Raw genomic sequence first — 20848 nt, forward strand, 5'->3', positions numbered from 1 at the left:
GACGCCAGGCCGCCGCGTCTCAGACATCTATGGGACGCGACCAGAAGCCGAACCGGCACCTCGCACCCCCACCAAGCCCCGGCCGCTCGCACCACCCACCCACGACAAGCCCACAACCGAGGCACACAGGCGAGCGCATGCCCACAAACTCGCGACGCCAGAACGCCGCCGTCTCAGACGTCCACAGGACGCGAGCCAGAAGCCAATCGCCACCTAGTACCCACACCAGGGACCAGCCCGACGAGCTTCACCACCGAGGCGCACGGGTGAACTCGTGCTCTAGGAGTTCGTGACGTCGGGCGCTGCCAGGTCATCCCTACCGGCGTGGAGCCGGAGGCAAAGTCGGGCTGCGTCTGCAGCGCTTCGCACTGCGGGATCGCCGTCCTTCAGTACTTGAGCTCACGAAGCCGGGCGTACTGCGGCGAGCGACGGGTTCCGGTTCAGGGCGCTCGACCGGAGCTACTTCTTACGCCGCCGCGCGCGTCCGGAACGACGTCCGCTCGTCTTATCCGTCGAGGACGAGGCATCACTCGAAGACGAGCCGGACTCGTCACCGACGGCCGACGGGACGCTGAAGATGTCGGGTTGCTTCACCGGACGTGTGCCGGCGTTCGCAGCACTCTCCGCAGCGGCGCCAGCCGAACCAGTTCCCGAACGCTCCGCCGTGCCGGACGTCTCGGCCTTCGCGGCCGGGGGAGCGTCCGTCGCACTCCCCGGAGCCTTCACACCCGAGTCCCCGGACACCGGGGTGCCCGCTGGAGCTTCGACCTTGTCGGCGATGCGGACATCGGCTCCGCCTGGCCGCTTGCCGAGCCGGGCCGGGCGACGAGACGACCGCCGCGGGCCGGGCTTGGCGGCTCCCTGAACCACGCTCGAAGCCCGAACAGCGCCCTTGGAGGTGTTACCGGCGCCAGTACCAAGAGCGGCCGGAGCAGCGACGCCACCAGTAGGCGGCGCGACTCCTGCCCCGTCCGAACCGGCATTCGCCGGCCCGGCACTCGCCGGCGTTGATGCCGTGGCGTCCGCACTCGCGGCGCCACGGGCCGTCGTCCCTGCGGTCGCGGCACCTGCACTCGCCGCGTCCGCGTCGGCCGACTTCGCGTCCGCTGTTCCTGCGGCCACCGTGCCGAGGGCCGAGGCGGCCTTGTCCGCGCCGCCCGCTGTCGCCGTACCGGCTGCTCCGTCTGTGGAAGCGGGAAGGACGGCGGTCTTCGCCATGGCCTCGGCCTGGGCGATGTGCTGCTTGGCGTTCCGGACGCGGCTGCGGGCCGATCCGCTGCGCGCCAGCCTGGCGGCCATGCCCCTCTCGCTCACCCCTGCCTGGGCCGTGCGCAGACGACGCGTCCAGGTGCCGAGGTGCGCGGCCACGATGAGCAGCACGAGCGCGATGCCGATGCTGCGTCCCCACTGGAGTTCGGTGGACGCGGCGGCGTTGGCCGCCTTCGGCGCCTGGCTGGAGGCGACCTGCGGCGTCGGGTAGGTGAAGCCCTGGGTCGCGTCCGACGGCTGGACGGGGGGCAGCGTCAGCGGCGACTGGTTGTTGAAGGGCGTGAGCGGCGTGTTCGAGTTGCGGTTGCCGCCCGGAGGGTTCACGTTCGTGCCGGGTGGCACGCTCGTGGTCGGGCCGTTGCCGTTACCGCCGCCCACGGACACCATCGCGGACGAGGACACGGACGGGACCGAACCGCCGAGCCCGTTGGACCGACGCGCCTGGACCTGCACGGACACGTTCCCGCTCGCCGACCCGAGAGGGACCGACGCCGAGCAGCCGGAGCCCGAGCACAGCTTGCCCACGCCGCCGCTCCTCGAGCCGCCGCCGGGCGCGGAGACCACGTATCCGATCAGGTCGTCCTCGGGCCCGAGGTTCCAGCTGACCTTGATCGTGCGACCGGACACCGATGCGGTCACCCCGGTCGGCGCGGACGGTGCGACCCGGACGGTGAAAGTGCTGGACGAGTAGACGCGCTTGGTCTGGCCGCCCTTGAGGTAGACGGTGTAGCGGCCGTTGCGTTCCAGTGAGAGCGGCGCGGTGAGCGAGTGATCGAGCACTCCGCCCGAAGTCAGGAAGGTGTCACCCGAGCCCGGCTTCTTGGCCCACAGCTGCATCTGGAACGCGAAGTCGTACTTCGCACGGACGGTGACCCCGGACCCGCTGGTGATCACGCTGCCGTTCTGAGGCGCGGTGATGCCGGTGGACGCCTCGGCGGGAAGCATGCCGAACACGGGGAAGGCCATCGCAAGGGGCGTCGCGAGAGCGATCGCGCCGATCCTGCGAATCCTCGTCACAGCCACATACCTCCAACAGCACCCGACCGGACCCGCACCGTCCGCGCAGCCGAGCCCGTCTGGGGGTGTCCGGCCTCGGGAGGGGCGAGGGGCCGTAGCAGCCACCGTGTCACGCGATAACTCTGGGCTTACGGCAGCGTAACGTACTACTTGGTAGCGAAAAGTCACGGAAGAGTGACAAAGCCCGGGCCTCGTCCTGCTGCGGCCGCCGCCGCTCTTCCGGTCTTCTATTGACATCCGGTTCAAGAGTCGAGTCCCGTCAGGGTACGCCGTCCCGTCCCACAGGACCAGCCCTGGCCCGCGCGACGACTCGAACCACTCGCATCCCGAACGGCAGCCGCACCACGGCGTCCGTCGAGACCTCCACGATCCTTCCACTCACGACACAGGACGCCATCCGTCCGCCGGAATCCGCCGCGACTTCACGCGCCGCCCCACACGCCGCCTCCTCACCTTCCCCCACACGACCGGCACCGGCCAGCGCTCCCAGATCAGCCGCCGCCTCCACCCGATGTCGAGCGACACGCACACCTCCGACGACCATCGCGGCGACACCCACCGCCCAGATCACCCCGAGAAAGGCCAGAACCCACACCGTCCCCGACCCCCGATCACGCACCCCCGCACACCACCGCCCCATCCGTCACACCCCCATACGAGCCACGTCCCCGACTCACCCGACTCCAGCCCTCGACCATGTCCCCGCACCCTTCCTTGCCGTACGCCGCCCACACCCCCTCCGCCCCCTGACCGCACACGACCCCTCCCCCTCCGCTGCGCACGACCCTTCACCTCCCGAACGGGCACGCCCCTCACGCCCGCCGGGCGCGACCTCTCACCCCAATCGGCGCCCCTCACCTCCAACGCACACGCCCGCTCCCTCCCGCTCAACCACACACCCCCCTCATCCCCGACCGGGCGTGATCCCCTCCCTCCTCCCGTCCGACGGCCCCTCATCCCGCAAACGCACATGCCCGCTCCCTCCCGCTCTGCCGCACACGCCCCCTCACGCCCGACCGGGCACGACCCCTCCCCCCAACCGGCACGTCCCCCCGCCGGGCGCGTCCCCTCACCCCGCCCTTGCGGAACCTCTCACCCCGGCCTTGCGGAACCTCTCACCCCGGCCTTGCGGAACCTCTCACCCCGGCCTTGCGGAACCTCTCACCCCGGCCTTGCGGAACCTCTCACCCCGGCCTTGCGGAACCTCTCACCCCGCCCGGGCGCGACTTCTCACCGCCAACCGACGTCCCTCCCCCTCCAACGCACACGTCCGCTCCCTCCCGCTCAGCCACACGCCCCTCACCCTTTACCGCGCACGAGTTCTCCTCCTCCGCCGGGCGGTCCGCTCGCACTCCCGGACGGGCACGCCCTCACCCCTCGACCGGGCACGTCTCCACCCCGACCTGGCGAGACCTCACCCCCCCACAACCGGCGCTCCCTCGCTCTCCGCCGCGCACGACTTCTCGCGCTCCACTGCTCACACACCGCCGCGTCTTTCGCCACGCCCACGCCGCTGCGCCTTCCACCGCGCAAGAAGGTCGCCCTGACCGATCGATCCGGGTGGCGCCCCGTTCCAGCAGGCGCTCAACTCGAGCTCCCATCGGTCCCGTGGCCCTCGCCATCCCGCGCCCACCGAACAGCGCCCGACTCAGGCTGAACTCCGAGACGGCAGCCAGACCGGCTTCCCCGTGCCCTGACGAGGCGCAACGCCTTACTCGGAAGCACTTACTCGGGTTGAGCACCCGGCTCCGTCTCCGCCTTGGCGTGGGCTTGGACGCTCAGGGGCGGCAGGCCCGACAACGCTGGAGGACGGACGGTCGTCGAGACCGTCACCTGGACGCTGTCAGGACCGCGCTCCACGGTGACCGTCGCGCCTCGCGGCGCCGACCGGGCCACGACGGCCCGGACGGCGTCGAGAGACTCGCCGCGTGCGGCGGCACGGGATCCGGCGCGGGCCGCGTCCACACAGGCCAGGTGTGTGGACGCGACCGCCACCGCCCACAGGGCGAGCACCGTGACGAGGACCAGGGCGGGCAACGCGACCGCGATCTCCGCGGTGGCCATGCCGCGATCGTGCCGCCACCGCATGGTCACTGCGCCAGCTGAAGGGCCCGCTGGATGATCCCTAACAGGGCCTTCTGGACCTCCGAACTCGTCACGATCTTGTACAGCAGGCCGGCGAAGGCGGTGGCGGCAATCGTGCCGACCGCGTACTCGGCGGTGGACATGCCGGCGTCTCGCGCGCGACCACGACAGCGACGGAGTGCCCGAGCGATCCTTCTCATCATGCTCCCTTCGATCCGGGCTCTTAACGCCCTGTAACCAGGGTGCTACCTGCCGATCGTCATCCCAAGCCGTCCACCGATCTGTGGATAACTCTCCGACCCAGCCGACTGGAGCAGCGAATTCGCAGGTCAAGCGGGTTCGTCTTCTGTGTGGGTGCCAGCCGAACGCGGGATGCCTGCACGATCGCTTGCATCTGCGTTGAAAAGGCCACGGACGAGGCATGCGCCCGCCATCCACGGACGGCCTTAAACGGCGGTACGGCGGCAGAAATCCCGACTCGCGTAGGGCGGGATCCGGCCGCGCGTGAGAATTGCAGGGATTCACCAAGGAAGCGTCATCGAGGACGCAATCCCAACAATGGCCGGGACGATCCCCAGCAACACGAAGGCCGGCAGAAAGCACAAGCCCAATGGCATCAGCGCCCTAATGCCGGCCGAACGCGCTCGTGCGGCGGCTGCGGTCCTCGCCGTCCGCCGCTGTTCCTGTGCGAGACGTCCGAGCGAGACGGCGAGTGCCGTTCCGCTGCGCGATGCACGGACGGCGGTACGCGCCAACGGGGCGAGCGGCGGCTGGCGTTCACCCAGTTGAAGCCACGCCCGCACCGGATCCGCCCCCAGGCGGATCTGCACGGAGACCGCACCGAGCTCTTCGCCGAGCGGACCACCGATCGTGGACGCCACCGCCTCGACCGACTCGTCCCACGGCATCCCACCCCTGAGGCAGGCGGCCAGCAGGTCGACGGTGACCGGCAGCTCAAGGACGATTCGACTCCGTCGATCGCGATCGTCGGCCTTCCCCACGTTCGCCGACCACTTGGCGAACAGAACCGCCACCACGGCTCCCATGACCCAACCGCTCGAGCCGCCGATCACCCAAACCGCAACCAGGCCTGGGACGACGGCTGCCGCTCCCCGCAATATCCGTTCCCGGCCCCTACTCACTGCGGCGGTTTCTCCCGAAGAGGACGAAGCGCCGCTTCGATCACTCCCGCCAGCCCCTCCGTGGTGGCCGCCTCCCCTACCTCGGTCGAGCCCGCGACCGCTGCCCCCTCCCGGCGACGAGACGGACCTGGACGACGACTCGTACCTTCCTGCCCATGGCTGGAGAGTGCCCGGCGATGCTGCTCCGCCCGAAGCGCGCGCTGGATCGACTGGCTGCGCCGACTGCTCCCGCGACCACCTGGCCACTCGCTCGAACGGAACGTTGCCGATCCCGTGGTCACCAGCCCGCAGACGAGGAACTGCCGCAGGTGAAGCCCCCGGAGGAAGACCCGCCTTCCTTACGTCAGCGGCTCCGCGTGGCGAACGGAGTCTGGGAGGCCCGTGGCAACTGATCCTTCCCGAGGACAGCCACTCCAGCAGGCTCCGCCACCCTGTCGCGCGTCCGCTCCACCGACTCTGCGACTCCTGCCCCTTGAAGCGCCCCGATGACCGGACGTCGGCCAAGCGCCGACTCGCCGACCGGGACGGTTCTGACGCCAGATACGCGCAGATGGCGAAGCAGAGGACCGCTATCCACAGCATGTGTACTCCTGAACGACGTAGTGATGAGTACCGGTCGAGGGCCGCCCTCTCGCCCTGTCCATGGCGCCCGGAGCCCGTCGAGACGCGATTGCACGAGGGCCGTGACGCCCAAAGCCTCGGCCTTGGACGCTCACTGGCGAACGGGCCTGCGAGCACAAGAGAGGTCCCCGCCAAGCGACCCGCCGCCGATGCTCGCCCGGGTGGCCTGGCTGTCGTCATCACCGGCACAGGGCCAAGATCCCCTTGCGGATTCCAGCGGTTGACCAGGCTGGTGGCTTGGGATTTCTCGCATCCCACGCGCCACCAGCCAGAGCGCCCGCCCCGGAGTCCCAAACCGGTCCGGACGTCGGACTGCCGGGCGGCGAGGCCACTCCATCAACCGGAGCGCATGACCCGGGCTTCCTGGCTGGTGCACGCGTCGAAGTGCCGGACGGCGAAAGCCACCCCACCAGCCGAAACGCACAACCCGGACTTCCCGGCTGGTGCACGCGTCGGAGTGCCGGACGGCGAAAGCCACCCCACCAGCCGAAACGCACGACCCGGACTTCCCAGCTGGTGCACGCGTCGGAGTGCCGGACGGCGAAAGCTACGCCACCAACCGAAGCGGCCCACCCAGAGTTCCGAGGGGTGACCTGGCTGTGCCCCCGGCTGGCGGCTCTCCTCGCTACCGGCGCTGCCGAATACGAACCGACGACGCCCTGCTTGCACGACTGCTCCGGCCTGCTGCACGTCGTACCAGAGGGCCGTGGTTTGCCTCGGCGGATGGTTACCCGCGTGGTCGCCGCACTGGTAGAGCGGCATAACCACCGTGGCAATGCGGCGGTATGGAGCTGGTGCAGAGCAGCCTTTGAGGGGGTTGCCCGCCGTATGACCGCCGGGCGAGAAGTCCGATCTCGGGGCTCCGGTGGACGAGAGGATTCGGTGGACGGAGGGTCAGGTCGGGTGGTCTGACGAGCTGCCGGAACGACACCTCCCAACCGTTGCCAGTCGCATCGAGCACGATTCGACCGTTGCGACTTACGACATCGAGGCGGGCCTTGTGGGCTGCTCCACGCCGCCGGTCAAGGGTGGGCGGCCTTGGTGGCCAGGTGTCGCGTCCACCAGAGGCCGGTTGCGTCCAAGGCCAGGGCGGTGGCCAGGCAGGCCAAACCGGGGCCGGTGGTGAGAAGAAAAGGGAGCGGGTTGGTCCCCATGGCCGTGGCCATGGCCAGCCCCAGGACCGGGAGGATCGCCAGGAGGCGGGCCGTTGCCCTGGGCGCGGCCAGGTGGACGGCGATCTCCTGTCGCTGCGTTTCCTCATCGCGAAGAGCTGCGGCGAGGCCGTCCAGGACCGTGGCCAGGGTGCCGCCCCGCTCTGCTCCCAACCGCCAGGTCGCGGCCAGGAGGCGCAAGGACTCCGCGCCGGCCTGCGTGGTCGCCACCGCGTCGAGGTGGGTGATGGAGTCATGGTTCGGTGGGGCTCGGAGGGCCTTGGCCACCGGTCGTGGCAGGACGGCGACCGTCGCGGAGAACGCCTCCTCCGGGGATCTGCCTGCGGCGAGTTCGGCGGCCATGCCTTCGCACAGCTCGATCACCGAGGCCCGCCAGCGGGCAGGTGCCCTGCGTCTGTCCAGCAGGGTGGTCCGGAGGGCGGCCGCACGCTGGAGCAGATGAATGACCGGAGACACCTCGGAAGGCGGCGGAAGCGCGCGTCGCAGGCGAGCCGCCGCCGGGGGCGGCCCACAGAGCAGCCAGGCTGCCAGAGCCGCGCAAGCCATAGCCGCAGTCACCATGGCAGCGGCCAATGCGGGTGAAGAAGTTGGGACAGCGCCGCCGCCGCTTCGGCGGGCTCCAGTGCGCCGGACGGCGCGAAGGTCACCGCGGGAACCGCCGTGACCAGCCCGTCGGAGGCTCGCCGCAGCATGCAGATCTCGGCGACGCGGCGCTTGCCGGTACCGGGAGCCCGGACCAGGTGGACGACGACATCCAGCGCGGCGGCCAACTGGCTGTGAACGGCTTCGCGGCTCAGGCCGGCAGCGCAGGCCAGAGCTTCAAGCCGAGCCGGGACGTCGGTGGCGGCGTTCGCGTGCAGGGTGCCGCAGCCGCCTTCGTGCCCGGTGTTCAGGGCGCTCAGCAGATCGACGACCTCGGCGCCGCGCACTTCCCCCACGACCAGACGGTCGGGCCGCATTCGCAGAGCCTGCCGGACAAGCTGGTGCAACGTCACCCCGCCCGCGCCCTCGACGTTCGGCGGTCGCGTCTCCAGCCGGACGACATGCGGATGGTCCGGGCTCAGCTCGGCCGAGTCCTCGACCAGGAGCAGGCGTTCGGAATCGGCCGCCAGCCCGAGCAGGCAGCTCAGAAGGGTGGTCTTGCCCGTACCGGTGCCTCCGCTGATGAGGAACGCCGCTCGTGCCTTGACGAGAGCCGAGAGGAGGGCCGCTCCGGCAGGGGGAACGGTCTCCGTCGCGACCAGTTCGTCCAGCGTGAACGCGCGACGGCGAGGAAGCCGCAGCGACAGGCAGGTGCCCGTGGGGGCGACCGGCGGCAGGACGGCGTGGAGACGGACACCGCCGGGCAGGCGTGCGTCGGCATAAGGGGACGCGTCGTCCAGCCGACGTCCCGCAGCGGCGGTGAGGCGCTGGGCGAGCCGGCGCAGTGCGGCCTCGTCGGCGAAGCGCGTCCCCGTCCGGACGAGCCCGGAACCGGCGTCCACCCACACCTCGTCGGGGCCGTTCACCAGGACGTCGGTCACCTCCGGGATGCGCAACAAGGGCTCCAGCGGCCCCGCGCCCACGAACTCCGCGCGTAACTCGTCGGTCAGAGCCAGCACCTCGCGGTCGCCGAGGAGGCGTTCCTCGGCCCGCAGGGCCACCGCCACCCGCCCCGCGGTGGGCTCGACGCCGCCCTCGGCCAACCGGCCGCGTACCGCCTCCGAGAATCTGCTGTTCATCATCAAAACTCCTTCGCTGTAGATCCGGTCGTTCGATTCTCGGTCATCACTGCTCTCGCGCCGCGTCCCATCGGGCTGATCGAGACGGCGACGGTCTTCCCAGCGGGCCGAATGCCGAGCTGGCAGGCATGACGGCTTCGTTCGAGAAACACGCGTCGTACAGGGCATCGGTTGGGCCATAGCTCTCACCGAGCTTGTAGGCGAGGACGACCCGACCGTCCTGGAGCCGCCCGGTGTCGCCACACCGCCTCACGACGATGCGGTCCCCTCCTGGTCGGCACGCTCCCGTCCTGCCAAGGGCTTGTCGGGGTCACCCCACTCCATTTGCCGGCCCCTTCCACCGGCCACGACGCCCCGCCTGACACGGGTCGCCCGGCCCCCGACGGCCAGACATGGCCCGGTGCACGGTGGGCCAGGTCGGGCTCGGCGGGCGAGGTAGCCGACGTCGGGTCGGCGCGGCACTGGAACCGGCACTGCGGCGCCTCCGCCGACCGAAGCAGTTCCTGGGCCAGGTCGGGCTCGGCGGGCTGGGTAAACGACGTCGGGTCGGCGCGGCATCGGAATCGGTACCGCGGCGCCTGCGCCCGGCCGAAACAGATCCGCAGCGACTCCTCGAACGCCGCGCCGCGCGCTCCATGCCGCCAGCACGCCGCGGCCGGGGAGCTCTGCCAGCAGGGCGCAGTTGGCAACTGCGCGCCTCGACAGAACCTTGCTGGTCAGGAGGTCCGGGATAGGTGCCTGGCGGGTTAGGCGGCCTTGGCTGGACGGGGCGTGGCCGGGGCCAGGGACTGGGCGTCCAGGAGGTGGTCGCAGAGGTCGCGTAATGCGCCTCGGCGGGTTATTCGGGACAGGTCGCCCTGTTCGAGAGCGGGTGGGACGCGGCGGTCGCGGTCGAGGGTGCCGATGCTGGGGAGGTCGAGGTGGCGGGCGACCGTGTCGGGGCGGAGGCCGCCGGGCGGCGGGCCGCCGACGATGAGCCGGACGTCGGAGGTCTCCCGGCGGAGGAAGCCCGCCAGGACATCGGCGGCGACCGTGGCGCGGACCTCGGCGGGGACGACCAGGTAGCACGTGTGCGCCGCACGCAGGGCGGGACGGCCGATGTCGCCCAGATAGCGGGGAACGTCCACGACGGTCAGGTCGAAGCCGCGGGCCGCCGATCCGAGCAGGGAGCGCACCGAGTCGGACGACACGGCGACCGGCTCGCGCTTGCTCCACGACAGGACCGACAGCTCGCCCTGGCTCGGCAGTGAGTCGCGAAGGGTGGCGACGCTGATGCGGCCCTGACGTTGGGCGAGGTCGTGCCAGCGCGCGCCCTCGTGCCCTTCGAGGCCGAGCAGCAGGTCGATGCCGCCGCCCAGCGGGTCGCCGTCGATCAGCAGGGTGCGCAGGCCGTCGCGGGCGGAGCGCTGCGCCAGGGCGGCGGCCAGGACGCTCGCGCCCGCGCCGCCCCGCGAGCCGGTGACGCAGACGACGACACCGCGGGCGTCGTCCGGCTCGGCCGCGGCGGCCATCGCGTCGGTCAGCCAGGGCTCGTCGTCCGGCAGGACGGCGACGTCGCCGGCGCCGACGCCGAGCGCGAGGCGGTAGACGTCGGGACCCTCGCCGGGCCGGGCGACCAGCACGACGCCCGAGCGGCGGTGCGGGCCGGCGGCGGCGAGGCCGTCCGCGACGTCGGTGCCGACGAGCACGAGCGGGGCCTGGTACCAGCCCGCCCGGGCGTCGCCCACGGAGCCGACGACCTCGGCGGGCGCGTCGGCGGCGGCGGCCAGACGCAGCAGGTCGTCGGCGGTGGCCGGGTCTTCGGTGACGATCAGCGCGGCGGTCATCGCGCTCTCCTCTCGCATCGGTGGAGTTCCACGATGCGCCGCCCGCGGCGTCCACCGGAAGTGCGCTCCCGAACTGTGGACAACTCCCGTTCGATCACGAGAAATGCCAGGTCAGGCCCTGGATGGGGAGGAGATTTGTGAAGGCCCGGGTGGGGGCTCCGGGGGGTTGGTAACCGCCACCCGGGCCGTTCACGTAAGGCGACCCCCGCCGGGGGGGAGAGCGGGGGTCGCCGAACGGTCCGGCTCCGGGGGGGTAGAGCCGGCCCGTTTTCCCAAGAAAGTCTCGGTCAGATCGCACTAAGTGGTACACCAGTTTGATCTACGGGAGTAGCAATCTCGCCAACTACAGTCTAGGCAGATACAACATATGCTGCCCGATCGCAGAGAGTTCCGTCGAGCGGGAAAGTCCCTCTGCCCGGACGAATTTTCTAGCCTGGTTGGGAAGACGGTACTCCGGGACCCGCCGACAGCCCGCTCTCGCCCGCCGATCCGGGGCGCCGGAGCGGCGCGCGCCCGTCGCAGCAGGCGTCCACGCGCCTCCACGGAGACGGCCGGACGAAAAGAAACATGGTCACACTGAGTGATCAAAATCGACGATCGGGAAGTGTCGGAGAATGGCGCGTTCCACGCTCGGCGCGCCCTCCGAGCCGCAGCGGGCCACTCTTCCGTTACCCGCGCGCAGCCACCCCGGTGGAGGTTTCTTTTACCGATCCAGGGCTTGTCAACTGGACATATGTGGCGTAGACAGGTTCTACGGACCGAGTGTCCGTGCACGGCAGCCGGGCACCCACGCGCGACCAGCCGCGGGAGGCGCGTCGAGACGGGCTTGACCCGCTCCGACGGATACCAGTTGCACGCTTGGTAACCCGGTGTGACGTGACCAGGGCGGCGCCCCGCCGAGCGCGGGGTGCCGTTCATTTGTCTCGGGCGCTTCCGCCACGGACGGGTGCCCTCGCACGCACCCCCGAGCCGGACGCCACGTCCCGCGCCCAACCCCGGGCTCCACGCCCGCACCCGCCGCCCCCGACGCCCCGCACCCGCCGCGCCCCACGTCCCGCACCCGCCGCGCCCGACACCCCGCACCCGCGTCCTGCGTCGCACACCCGCGTGGCGCGACGCCGCTCGGTTTCCGTCTACCTCTCGGCGGCCGGGAGTCCGTCAGCCGCAGGGTCGCCGCGGGCGACCGACACCCAACCGACGGACATCAGGCTCGTGCGGCCACTCCCCTTCCTCTCGCGCGCGTCCGACCCCGACGCAAGCAGACGCCTTCGCACTCGCACAGACGCCTCCGCGCTCGCGTGTCGCGCCGCCCACTCGATCACTGCGTCTACGTGCGCTTTTGCCACATCAGCGCCCAGCTTCTTCAGGCTGCGGAGGTGTGCAGTCACCAACTCTTAGTGCACGGCCGCCCGGACGCATGACTCCATTCATGCGCAAGCGCACGAGCCGATTCCGCGCATACGCACGAGCAGCCACTCGCGCGCTTCCCGCCACCCACCTGCGCACCGTCACTCAAGGCAATCGCGACCACACCGCAGGGCAGGAAATCGAGCGCGGAGAGCGCGCCAGAAATAGCGCACTGACCAGCAGCAACGCCAAACAGGCGCGCCGCCGGAACGTCCGCCCGAAGGGCCGACCACCTGGGAGCCGGCAAGACAGCAGTCAGCCGCGCAGGGCTCAGCCACGCAGGAGCCAACGCGGAAGACTCAACCCGGAAGGAGTCAGCCCCGGACGAGCCGACCGCGCAGGAGCCAACCGCGCGGAACTCAGCCGCGGAGGTAGGCCTCGCAGATGGCCTGGGAGTCGCGGGCGGCGGCCACCGTGGCGTCGGCGCAGTGGCGGATCCACCGGACCATGCCCTCGGCGGTCCCCGACGCGTAGGCGCGCAGCGCGTCCGGGTAGTCCGCGGCGAGTTCCAGGTGGCCGACCTCGGGCGCCGTGAGGGACTTGGGGTCGAGGCCGCGCGCGACGAACGTGAGCCGCTCCGCCGCCCGTGCGATCACGCCGTCCGCCACGCCGAACGGACGGAGCGTCAGCAGCTCGCCGTGCACCAGGGCGGCGACGATCAGCGCCGGGGCCTTGCTGGGACGGACGAGCAGGTCGCACAGCGCGTCGAGCCGCTGCCCCACCTCCACCGGGGACGGCGGCGCGCCGAGCTCCAGCGGGTCGGCGATCTCGACGGCGGCCTCGGCGCCGCGCGGACGGCCGAGGGCGGCCTGGTCCACCAGGTCGGCGGCGGCCAGGACGTGCAGGCGGGCGAGCACCTGCCGCGGGGCCTTGCGCCAGGTCTCGGCCAGCGAGCCCAGCTCGGCGCTGACCCGCAGCGAGCCCTGCACGATCGGGGCGGCGTGGCCCTCGACCGCGGAGCGCAGCTCGTCCATCGTGACGGACGCGCCTTCCAGGACCGCGGACGCGCGGGCCCCGCGGAGCGCGGACTCGGTGGAGACCTCCGCGCTGCGCCGCCTCAGGATGCGGTGGCCCAGCAGGCGGTCCACCGCCTTGCGGGCGTCGGCCACGGCCTCCTCCACTCCGGGCAGGTCCGCGACGTAGGCAAAGGCATCGACATCGGTCACGCGCCCGACCTTATGCGGTCACCGCCGCGGCTCCGTCAGCCGCCCTCCGCCCACGCGCGGCCCGCTCCCCGCGGCTCCGCCCTATCGGGCCCTATCGGCCGAAACCGGAAAGTTTGTTTCAAGTAATCCCGATCACCCTCGCGCCACGTCTCCGCAGGTCACGATGGTCGCGTCCGCTTCTCGAGCAGAGGGGCGATCTTGCGCGGATTCCCGAACACTGAACCTGGGAAGGCCACGTGTGGCTGGCATCACATAGCATCCAACCCGAAGCCGGGGAGCCCCTTTCGCCCCTTGCGCCCACAAAACCGGCAAGCCCTTGTCCGATCCGGACGTTCGCTGATGGAGTGGGCCGTGGAAGGCGCCCCCTCTTTGAACAGCGAGGAGTACGCGTGAGCGAGAGCCAAGAGACACTGTCGAACCTCCTGCAGGAGACGAGGCGCTTCCCCCCGCCGGCCGAGCTCGCGGAGTCCGCCAACGTCACCGCCGACGCCTACGAGCGGGCCGCCGCCGACCGCCTCGGGTTCTGGGCGGAGCAGGCCGACCGGCTCGCCTGGGCGAAGCGGTGGGACGAGGTGCTCGACTGGAGCAACCCGCCGTTCGCCAAGTGGTTCGTCGGCGGTGAGCTGAACGTCGCCTACAACTGCGTCGACCGGCACGTGGAGAACGGCAACGGCGACCGCGTCGCCTACCACTGGGAGGGCGAGCCGGGCGACACGCGCACGCTCACCTACGCCGACCTCCAGCGCGAGGTGGCGAAGGCGGCGAACGCCCTCCTGGAGCTGGGCGTCCGCAAGGGCGACCGGGTGGCCGTCTACATGCCGATGATCCCCGAGCTACCGATCGCGATGCTCGCGTGCGCGCGTATCGGCGCCACCCACTCGGTGGTGTTCGGCGGGTTCAGCGCCGACGCGCTACGCACCCGCATCCAGGACGCCGAGGCGAAACTCGTCATCACCGCGGACGGCGGGTACCGGCGCGGCAAGCCGTCCGCCCTCAAGCCGACGGTGGACGAGGCCGTCAAGGACACCCCGTCCGTCGAGAAGGTGCTGGTCGTCCGGCGGACGGGCGAGCCGGTGGCGGAGACCGGGCGCGACGTGTGGTGGCACGACGTCGTGGACCGGCAGGACGACAAGCACACGGCGGAGCCGCACGACTCCGAGCACCCGCTGTACATCCTCTACACGTCCGGGACGACGGGTAAGCCGAAGGGCATCCTGCACACGACCGGCGGGTACCTCACCCAGGTCGCCTACACGCACCACGCGGTCTTCGACCTGAAGCCGGAGACGGACGTGTACTGGTGCTCGGCCGACATCGGCTGGGTGACCGGGCACTCCTACATCGTGTACGGGCCGCTCGCCAACGGCGCGACGTCGGTCATGTACGAGGGCACCCCCGACACCCCGCACCGGGGACGCTGGTGGGAGCTCATCCAGAAGTACAAGGTCTCGATCTTCTACACCGCGCCCACGGCGATCCGGACGTTCATGAAGTGGGGCGACGACATCCCCGCGCAGTACGACCTGTCCTCGCTGCGCGTGATCGGCTCGGTCGGCGAGCCCATCAACCCCGAGGCGTACGTCTGGTACCGCGAGCACATCGGCGCGGACCGGTGCCCGGTCGTGGACACCTGGTGGCAGACCGAGACCGGCGCCATCATGATCAGCCCGCTGCCGGGCGTGACGGCGGGCAAGCCGGGCGCGGCGATGCGCCCGCTGCCGGGCATCGCCGCGGACGTCGTGGACGACCAGGCGCGGCCGGTCCCGAACGGCGGCGGCGGGTTCCTGACGCTGCAGGAGCCGTGGCCGTCCATGCTCCGGACGATCTGGGGCGACGACGAGCGGTACGTCAAGACGTACTGGTCGCGGTTCGAGGGCCTGTACTTCGCCGGCGACGGCGCGAAGAAGGACGAGGACGGCGACATCTGGCTGCTCGGCCGGGTGGACGACGTGATGCTGGTGTCCGGCCACAACATCTCCACGACGGAGGTCGAGTCGGCGCTGGTGTCGCACCCGAAGGTCGCCGAGGCCGCCGTCGTGGGCGCGACCGACCCGGTGACCGGGCAGGCGATCGTCGCGTTCGTGATCCCGCGCGGCTCCGCCGGCGAGGACGTCGAGGGCGAGGAGTTCCTCAAGGAGCTGCGGAACCACGTCGCGCACACGCTCGGCCCGATCGCCAAGCCGCGGCAGATCATGATCGTGCCGGAGCTGCCGAAGACCCGCTCCGGGAAGATCATGCGCCGGCTGCTGCGGGACGTGGCGGAGAACCGCAGCATCGGCGACGTGACGACGCTGGCCGACAGCACGGTGATGAACCTCATCTCCGAGAAGCTGCCCAGCGCCAAGTCGGAGGACTGACCCCCTCCGAGTCGAGGGGCGCGGTCCCCTGAGCGCGGGCACTTCGCGATCCCCTGAACGCGGGCGCTTCTCGGGCGCTTCTCGGGCGCTTCTCGGGCGCCCGCCGCGCAGGCGCCGACCCGCGCGCAACGCCGTGACGGGCGCCCGACGGACCACCGTCGGGCGCCCGTTTCGCATGGTCAGCGGCGGGCACAACGGACATAGGCGGCGATCATCCGGGTAGGCTCGGAGCCAGGTGTGCCGGGAAGTCTGGTCGGCGTGGGGACGAGTCGCCTCCGTGTTCCGCACGGGCGAAGCGTCCCCGAGATGACGATTCGCCTGCCACCCGGGGGATGCATGACGCGCGCACGCCACAACCGGCCCGTCCGACCGACGATCCGCTACGCCAGGCACGTGGCCGGGGCGCTGCGCACGGAGACCGTGGGCGGCGTGGTCATGCTCGCGGCCACCGTCATCGCCCTGATCTGGGCGAACACCCCCTGGTCGAGCGCGTACAAGAGCCTCCAGACGCACGAGCTCAACTGGCTCGGCCTGCACCACATGGATGTCGCGCACTGGGCGTCCGGCGGTCTGCTCGCGGTCTTCTTCTTCATCGCCGGACTCGAACTGCGCGAGGAGCTGACGCACGGCGAGCTGCGCGACCCGCGCGCCGCCGCGCTGCCGGTGATCGCCGCCGCCGCGGGCGTCGTCGTACCCGCCCTGATCTTCCTCGCGGTCACCGCGGGGACCGGCGACGGGATGCGCGGCTGGGCCGTCCCGACCGCGACCGACATCGCGTTCGCGCTCGCCGTCCTCGCCGTGACCTTCTCCGACTGCCCGGGACCGCTGCGCGCGTTCCTGCTGACGCTCGCCGTGGTGGACGACCTGATCGCCATCACGATCATCGCGCTGTTCTACGGCTCGGACTTCGTCCCCGGCGCGCTGCTGCTGGCCGTCGCGTGCGTCGCGGTGTACGGCGTGCTGCAGGCCAGGGGCGTCCGGACGCCGTGGGTGTACGTGCCGCTCGCGCTTCTGGCCTGGTACTTCACGCAGCGCAGCGGTATCCACGCGACGGTCGCCGGGGTCGCGCTCGGCATGCTGACGTCCGGCAAGGAGACGCCGGACGAGCGTCCGACGAACGCCGAACGCGCCGACCACGTGCTGCGGCCGATCTCGGCCGGACTGTGCGTGCCGCTGTTCGCGTTCCTGAGCGCGGGTGTGGCGCTCAGCGGGGACGCGCTCAACGGGGTGTTCCACGACCGCGTCGCGATCGGGGTGATGCTCGGCCTGGTCGTGGGGAAGTTCGTCGGGGTCCTCGGCGGCGCGTGGACGGCCGTCCGGCTCGGACTGGCCAGGCTCGGCGGGGGCCTGCACTGGCGCGAACTGGCCGGTGTCGCCGTGCTGGCCGGAGTGGGCTTCACCGTTTCACTGCTGATCGGCGGTTTGGCCTACCCCGACCCGGCACAATTCGAGAGAGTGACGACGGCGGTCCTGATCGCGAGCGTCACCGCCTCGGCGGTCGCGTCCGCGATCTTCCGGCACCGGGTGCGGCAGCGCGCCCGCTCGGTGGAGGTGACCTGATGGCCGTCCCCGGAGGCGGCGGTGCGCACGGCGTGCCGGAGCGGACCGCCGGCGTGGACGGCGGACGGCCCGTGCGCACGGGCCGAGTGGGCGGAGCGGCGGAGGAACTGCCAGGCTGGGTGCGGCCCTGGTGACCGGGGTCCTGGAAGGAGAGAGCGCTATGTCGGAGGCACACTTGCCGGGCGGCCGCATGGAGGACAAGTCCCTCGGCGAGCTCGTCGCCTTGGCGTCCAGCAACGTTTCCAGTCTGATCCGGGCCGAGATGGACCTGGCCAAGCTGGAGCTGAAGGACGACGCCAAGAAGGCCGCGCTGGGCAGCGTGATGTTCACGATCGCCGGGCTCTGCGCCGGGATCATCGTCATCCTGCTGTCGATCGCCGCCGCGTACGGGCTTGTCGCGCTGGGCGTCTGGCACTGGGCGGCGTTCCTCATCGTCGCGGGCGTCTACCTGCTGCTCGCCGCCGCCCTGGTCGGCATCGGCTACCTGCGCATCCGCAAGATCGACGGGGCGAAGCAGACGCGCGCGCAGCTGCGCGCGGACTTCGACATGATCCGGCACCGCGGTGACGGCGAGGACGCCGGCGGCTCCGTCGAGGCGGGCGCGGACGCCCGGGCCCTGACGGACTGAGCGGACACGACGACGATGGCCGCGCCGGACGCCTCGCTGGTCGAGATCGAGGGCCCCTGGACGCACCGCTCGGTGAGCGCGGGCGGCACCCGCTTCCACGTCGTGGAGGCGGGTGAGGGGCCCCTCGTCCTGCTGCTGCACGGGTTCCCGGAGTTCTGGTGGTCGTGGCGGCACCAGCTCGTGTCGCTCCCCGCCGCCGGGTTCCGCGCGGCGGCCGTCGACCTGCGCGGCTACGGGGCGAGCGACAAGCCGCCGCGCGGCTACGACCTGGTGACGCTCGCCGCGGACGCCGCCGGCCTCGTGCGCGCGCTCGGCGAGGCGAACGCGATCGTCGTGGGGCACGACTGGGGCGGGCTGCTCGCTTGGACGATGGCGGCCTACCATCCCAAGGTCGTGCAGAGGCTCGTGACGGTCGGCGCACCCCATCCGTTGCGCCTGCGCCAAGCGCTCCGGGGCGATCCTCGCCGACAGCTCTGGGCCACACGGCACACGCTCGGTTTCCAGATTCCGCTATGGCCAGAGCGACGTCTCGTACAGAACGACGCCGCTCTGGTCGGACGCCTACTGCACGACTGGTCCGGCCCCGGTTGGCCGGACGAGCGCACCGAACGTCTCGTGCGTGACGCGATACGCATCCCCGGTGTGGCGCACTGCGCGCTGGAGTACCACCGCTGGTTCGTCCGCTCGCAACCGCGTCCGGACGGCATCCGCTATGCACGACGTATGCGCGTGCCCATCCACGTTCCGACTCTCCAGTTGCACGGCGCTCTCGACCGGTGCACGCTTCCCTCCAGCGCGCAGGGCTCCGGACGGTACGTCACCGCGCCCTACCGCTGGAAGCTCATCGAAGGCGCGGGCCACTTCCCGCACCAGGAACGTCCGCACGCCTTCGACGCCGAACTCATCGGCTGGCTCAACGACCCCGAACCCGAACGCTGACCCATGACGGAGCCGACCCCCCGGGGACAGGACTCGAACTCGGCACGGGCCCAGGATCCGAACCCGGACCGCGACCGGGACGATCGGGGACGGGCGCGTAACGCTCGTCCGCGCGACGCCTATGGACGTCCGCTTCCGCACGGTGCGTCCGGCATACCGACGACACCGGACGACCTGGACCTTCCACCGGACGAGGCGTTGGCCGAAGCGCAACGCCTCCTCGACAGCGACCGTCCCTTCCACGCGCACGAGGTGCTGGAGGCGGTCTGGAAGGCGTCACCGGAGAACGAACGTGAGCTGTGGCGCGGGCTGGCGCAGGTGGCCGTCGGCATCACGCATCTGCGCCGAGGCAACCCGCGCGGTGCTCAAGCGCTCCTGTCACGTGCGGCCGACCGTCTCGACGAGTACGCAAACGGCACGCACGGCATAGACCTGGCCCGGTTGACGGCGGACGTCCGCTCCCTGGCGGAGGCCCTTCCCCTCGACGCCCCGGTCCGCCTACGCCTGCGCTGAGCCCCACCCGCAACGCCGGTCGGCGCCGCCTGGTCGGCGCGGCCCGCCCTGCTGGTCGGCGCGGCCCGCCCTGCTAGTCGGCGTAGCCAGCCTTGCTAGTCGGTGCAGCCTGCTCAGCTAGTCGGCGCCGCCTGTCCTGCTAATCGGTGCAGCCTGCTGTGCTAGTCGGCGCAGCCTTCGGTGGAGACGGAGATGGTCGCGCCCTGGGCGGCGCGCGCGTCCGGCGCGACCTCGTTGGCGGTGAGCGCGTATCCGGTCTGCGGCGAGTCGAGGGCGGCGGCGAAGATGACGCCGAAGACGCGGCCGTCGCTGGACAGGAGCGGTCCACCGGAGTTGCCCTGCTCCACGTCGCCGCGGATGGCGTAGATCTCGCGGGTGACCTGCGGCGAGTGGTAGATGTCCGGGGCCTTGGAGATCTGCCGGGCGCGGATGCGGGCGGCGAGCGCCGTGAACGGACGGCTCTTGGGGTACCCGGCGATGATGGCGTCGTCCCGCACCCGCGCGGGACCGGCGAACTTCAGCGGCGTCGAGGCCAGCCCCGGCACGTACAGGACGGCCACGTCGCGCTGCGGGTCGTAGAGGACGACGCGGGCGTTGCGGTGCGTGCCGTCCAGCGAGTCGATCCGGGACGGCCCGCGCGCGCCCGCGACGACGTGCGCGTTCGTCATCACGCGCTCGGGCGCGAACACGAAGCCGGTGCCCTCGATGCGGCGCTGGCAGTCCGGCGCGGTGCTGGTGATCTTCACGATGGACTGCTTGGCCGCGCGCAGCGCGCCGGTGTTGAGGATCGCGTCGTCGGGCGGCGGGACCTTGGCCACCGACTCGCCGCCGAGGCCGTTGAACACCTGCGGGAACTCGCTGCTGGCGACGAACCCGCGGAAGGAGGAGAACCAGGTCTGCGCCTCCTGCGGCATCACGTCGTTGACGCCGCGGATGATGGACGACCCCTTGACCTGCGTGCGCACCGACTTGAACTCGGAGTTGGCGACCAGCGACCCGAAGAACCACGCGACGATGAGCAGCGACAGGACCGAGACGAAGCCGCCGCCCACCGCGTCGGCCGTGCGCGCGTTGTTGTCGGTCACCCGGTTGCGCAGCACCGCGCCCAGCGAGGACGCGAGCAGCTGGCCCAGGGTGGCCGCGAGGAAGGCGATGACGATGGCGAGCAGCGCCTGCTGCGCGGTGCCGCTCACCGTGGCCTCGGCGATCGGCGGGGCGATGAGGACGCCCACGACGCCGCCGCCGACGAAGCCGACGAAGCTCAGCAGGCTCACGATGAAGCCCTGCCGGTAGCCGGACACCGCGAACAGCAGTATCAGCACGAGCAGGATCAGGTCCAGAAGGTGGTCGCCCAGCACCGCTTCACCGTATAGCGACTACGGGGCTGCGCACGTCCCCTCGCTGTACCAGTTTCACCGGACCTGT

General features: G+C 71.2%; 15 protein-coding genes. 5 read left to right on the forward strand and 10 right to left on the reverse strand.

The window, feature by feature from the left end; genetic code table 11:
- Positions 1–459: 459 nt before the first annotated feature.
- The 9 genes from DZF91_RS38860 to DZF91_RS10995 all read right to left on the reverse strand — a co-directional run bounded on the left by DZF91_RS38860 (position 460) and on the right by DZF91_RS10995 (position 13426).
- Positions 460–2286, reverse strand: a complete 1827-nt coding sequence (locus DZF91_RS38860; RefSeq protein ID WP_147341101.1) for a hypothetical protein — start codon at positions 2284–2286, stop codon at positions 460–462.
- Positions 2287–2545: 259 nt separating this feature from the next.
- Positions 2546–2926 carry an Rv3654c family TadE-like protein gene (locus DZF91_RS43130; protein WP_117357364.1) on the reverse strand — a complete coding sequence of 127 codons (381 nt, stop codon included), beginning with the start codon at positions 2924–2926 and terminating at the stop codon, positions 2546–2548.
- Positions 2927–4011: 1085 nt separating this feature from the next.
- The gene (locus tag DZF91_RS10965; protein WP_235834203.1) at positions 4012–4350 is read right to left on the reverse strand and encodes a TadE family type IV pilus minor pilin; all 339 of its coding nucleotides are present in this window, start codon (positions 4348–4350) and stop codon (positions 4012–4014) included.
- Between the two features lie 26 nt (positions 4351–4376).
- Complete coding sequence (locus DZF91_RS10970; protein WP_328589156.1) at positions 4377–4574, reverse strand: DUF4244 domain-containing protein; 198 nt, start codon at positions 4572–4574, stop codon at positions 4377–4379.
- 318 nt (positions 4575–4892) lie between these two features.
- The gene (locus DZF91_RS10975; RefSeq protein WP_235834204.1) at positions 4893–5405 is read right to left on the reverse strand and encodes a type II secretion system F family protein; all 513 of its coding nucleotides are present in this window, start codon (positions 5403–5405) and stop codon (positions 4893–4895) included.
- Positions 5406–7156: 1751 nt separating this feature from the next.
- The gene (locus DZF91_RS10980; protein ID WP_235834205.1) at positions 7157–7762 is read right to left on the reverse strand and encodes a type II secretion system F family protein; all 606 of its coding nucleotides are present in this window, start codon (positions 7760–7762) and stop codon (positions 7157–7159) included.
- Between the two features lie 98 nt (positions 7763–7860).
- Positions 7861–9027, reverse strand: coding sequence for a TadA family conjugal transfer-associated ATPase (locus tag DZF91_RS10985; protein WP_117357398.1), 1167 nt, complete (start codon positions 9025–9027; stop codon positions 7861–7863).
- Positions 9028–9773: 746 nt separating this feature from the next.
- Positions 9774–10853, reverse strand: coding sequence for a septum site-determining protein Ssd (ssd, locus tag DZF91_RS10990; protein ID WP_117357367.1), 1080 nt, complete (start codon positions 10851–10853; stop codon positions 9774–9776).
- 1766 nt (positions 10854–12619) lie between these two features.
- Positions 12620–13426, reverse strand: coding sequence for a Fic family protein (locus tag DZF91_RS10995; RefSeq protein WP_117357368.1), 807 nt, complete (start codon positions 13424–13426; stop codon positions 12620–12622).
- Positions 13427–13815: 389 nt separating this feature from the next.
- Between DZF91_RS10995 and acs the strand changes: the two genes are divergently transcribed.
- The 5 genes from acs (at position 13816) to DZF91_RS41930 (ending at position 19423) form a co-directional block, all read left to right on the forward strand.
- Positions 13816–15783, forward strand: coding sequence for an acetate--CoA ligase (acs, locus tag DZF91_RS11000; protein ID WP_117357369.1), 1968 nt, complete (start codon positions 13816–13818; stop codon positions 15781–15783).
- 336 nt (positions 15784–16119) lie between these two features.
- Positions 16120–17343 carry a Na+/H+ antiporter NhaA gene (gene nhaA / locus DZF91_RS11005; RefSeq protein WP_117357370.1) on the forward strand — a complete coding sequence of 408 codons (1224 nt, stop codon included), beginning with the start codon at positions 16120–16122 and terminating at the stop codon, positions 17341–17343.
- Between the two features lie 160 nt (positions 17344–17503).
- Positions 17504–17971 (forward strand): phage holin family protein, encoded by a 468-nt coding sequence (locus DZF91_RS11010; protein WP_117357371.1) that lies wholly within the window; start codon positions 17504–17506, stop codon positions 17969–17971.
- Positions 17972–17986: 15 nt separating this feature from the next.
- The gene (locus DZF91_RS11015) at positions 17987–18910 is read left to right on the forward strand and encodes an alpha/beta fold hydrolase (protein ID WP_117357372.1); all 924 of its coding nucleotides are present in this window, start codon (positions 17987–17989) and stop codon (positions 18908–18910) included.
- 198 nt (positions 18911–19108) lie between these two features.
- A complete protein-coding gene (locus DZF91_RS41930; RefSeq protein WP_235834206.1) occupies positions 19109–19423 on the forward strand; it encodes a DUF309 domain-containing protein in 315 nt (104 codons plus the stop codon).
- A 161-nt stretch (positions 19424–19584) separates the two neighbouring features.
- On the opposite strand, the gene DZF91_RS11025 is transcribed toward DZF91_RS41930, so the two are convergent.
- Positions 19585–20781 carry a MarP family serine protease gene (locus DZF91_RS11025; protein WP_199486547.1) on the reverse strand — a complete coding sequence of 399 codons (1197 nt, stop codon included), beginning with the start codon at positions 20779–20781 and terminating at the stop codon, positions 19585–19587.
- Positions 20782–20848 lie beyond the last annotated feature (67 nt).

This window comes from Actinomadura logoneensis, assembly GCF_003428695.1.
Lineage (GTDB): Bacteria > Actinomycetota > Actinomycetes > Streptosporangiales > Streptosporangiaceae > Spirillospora > Spirillospora logoneensis.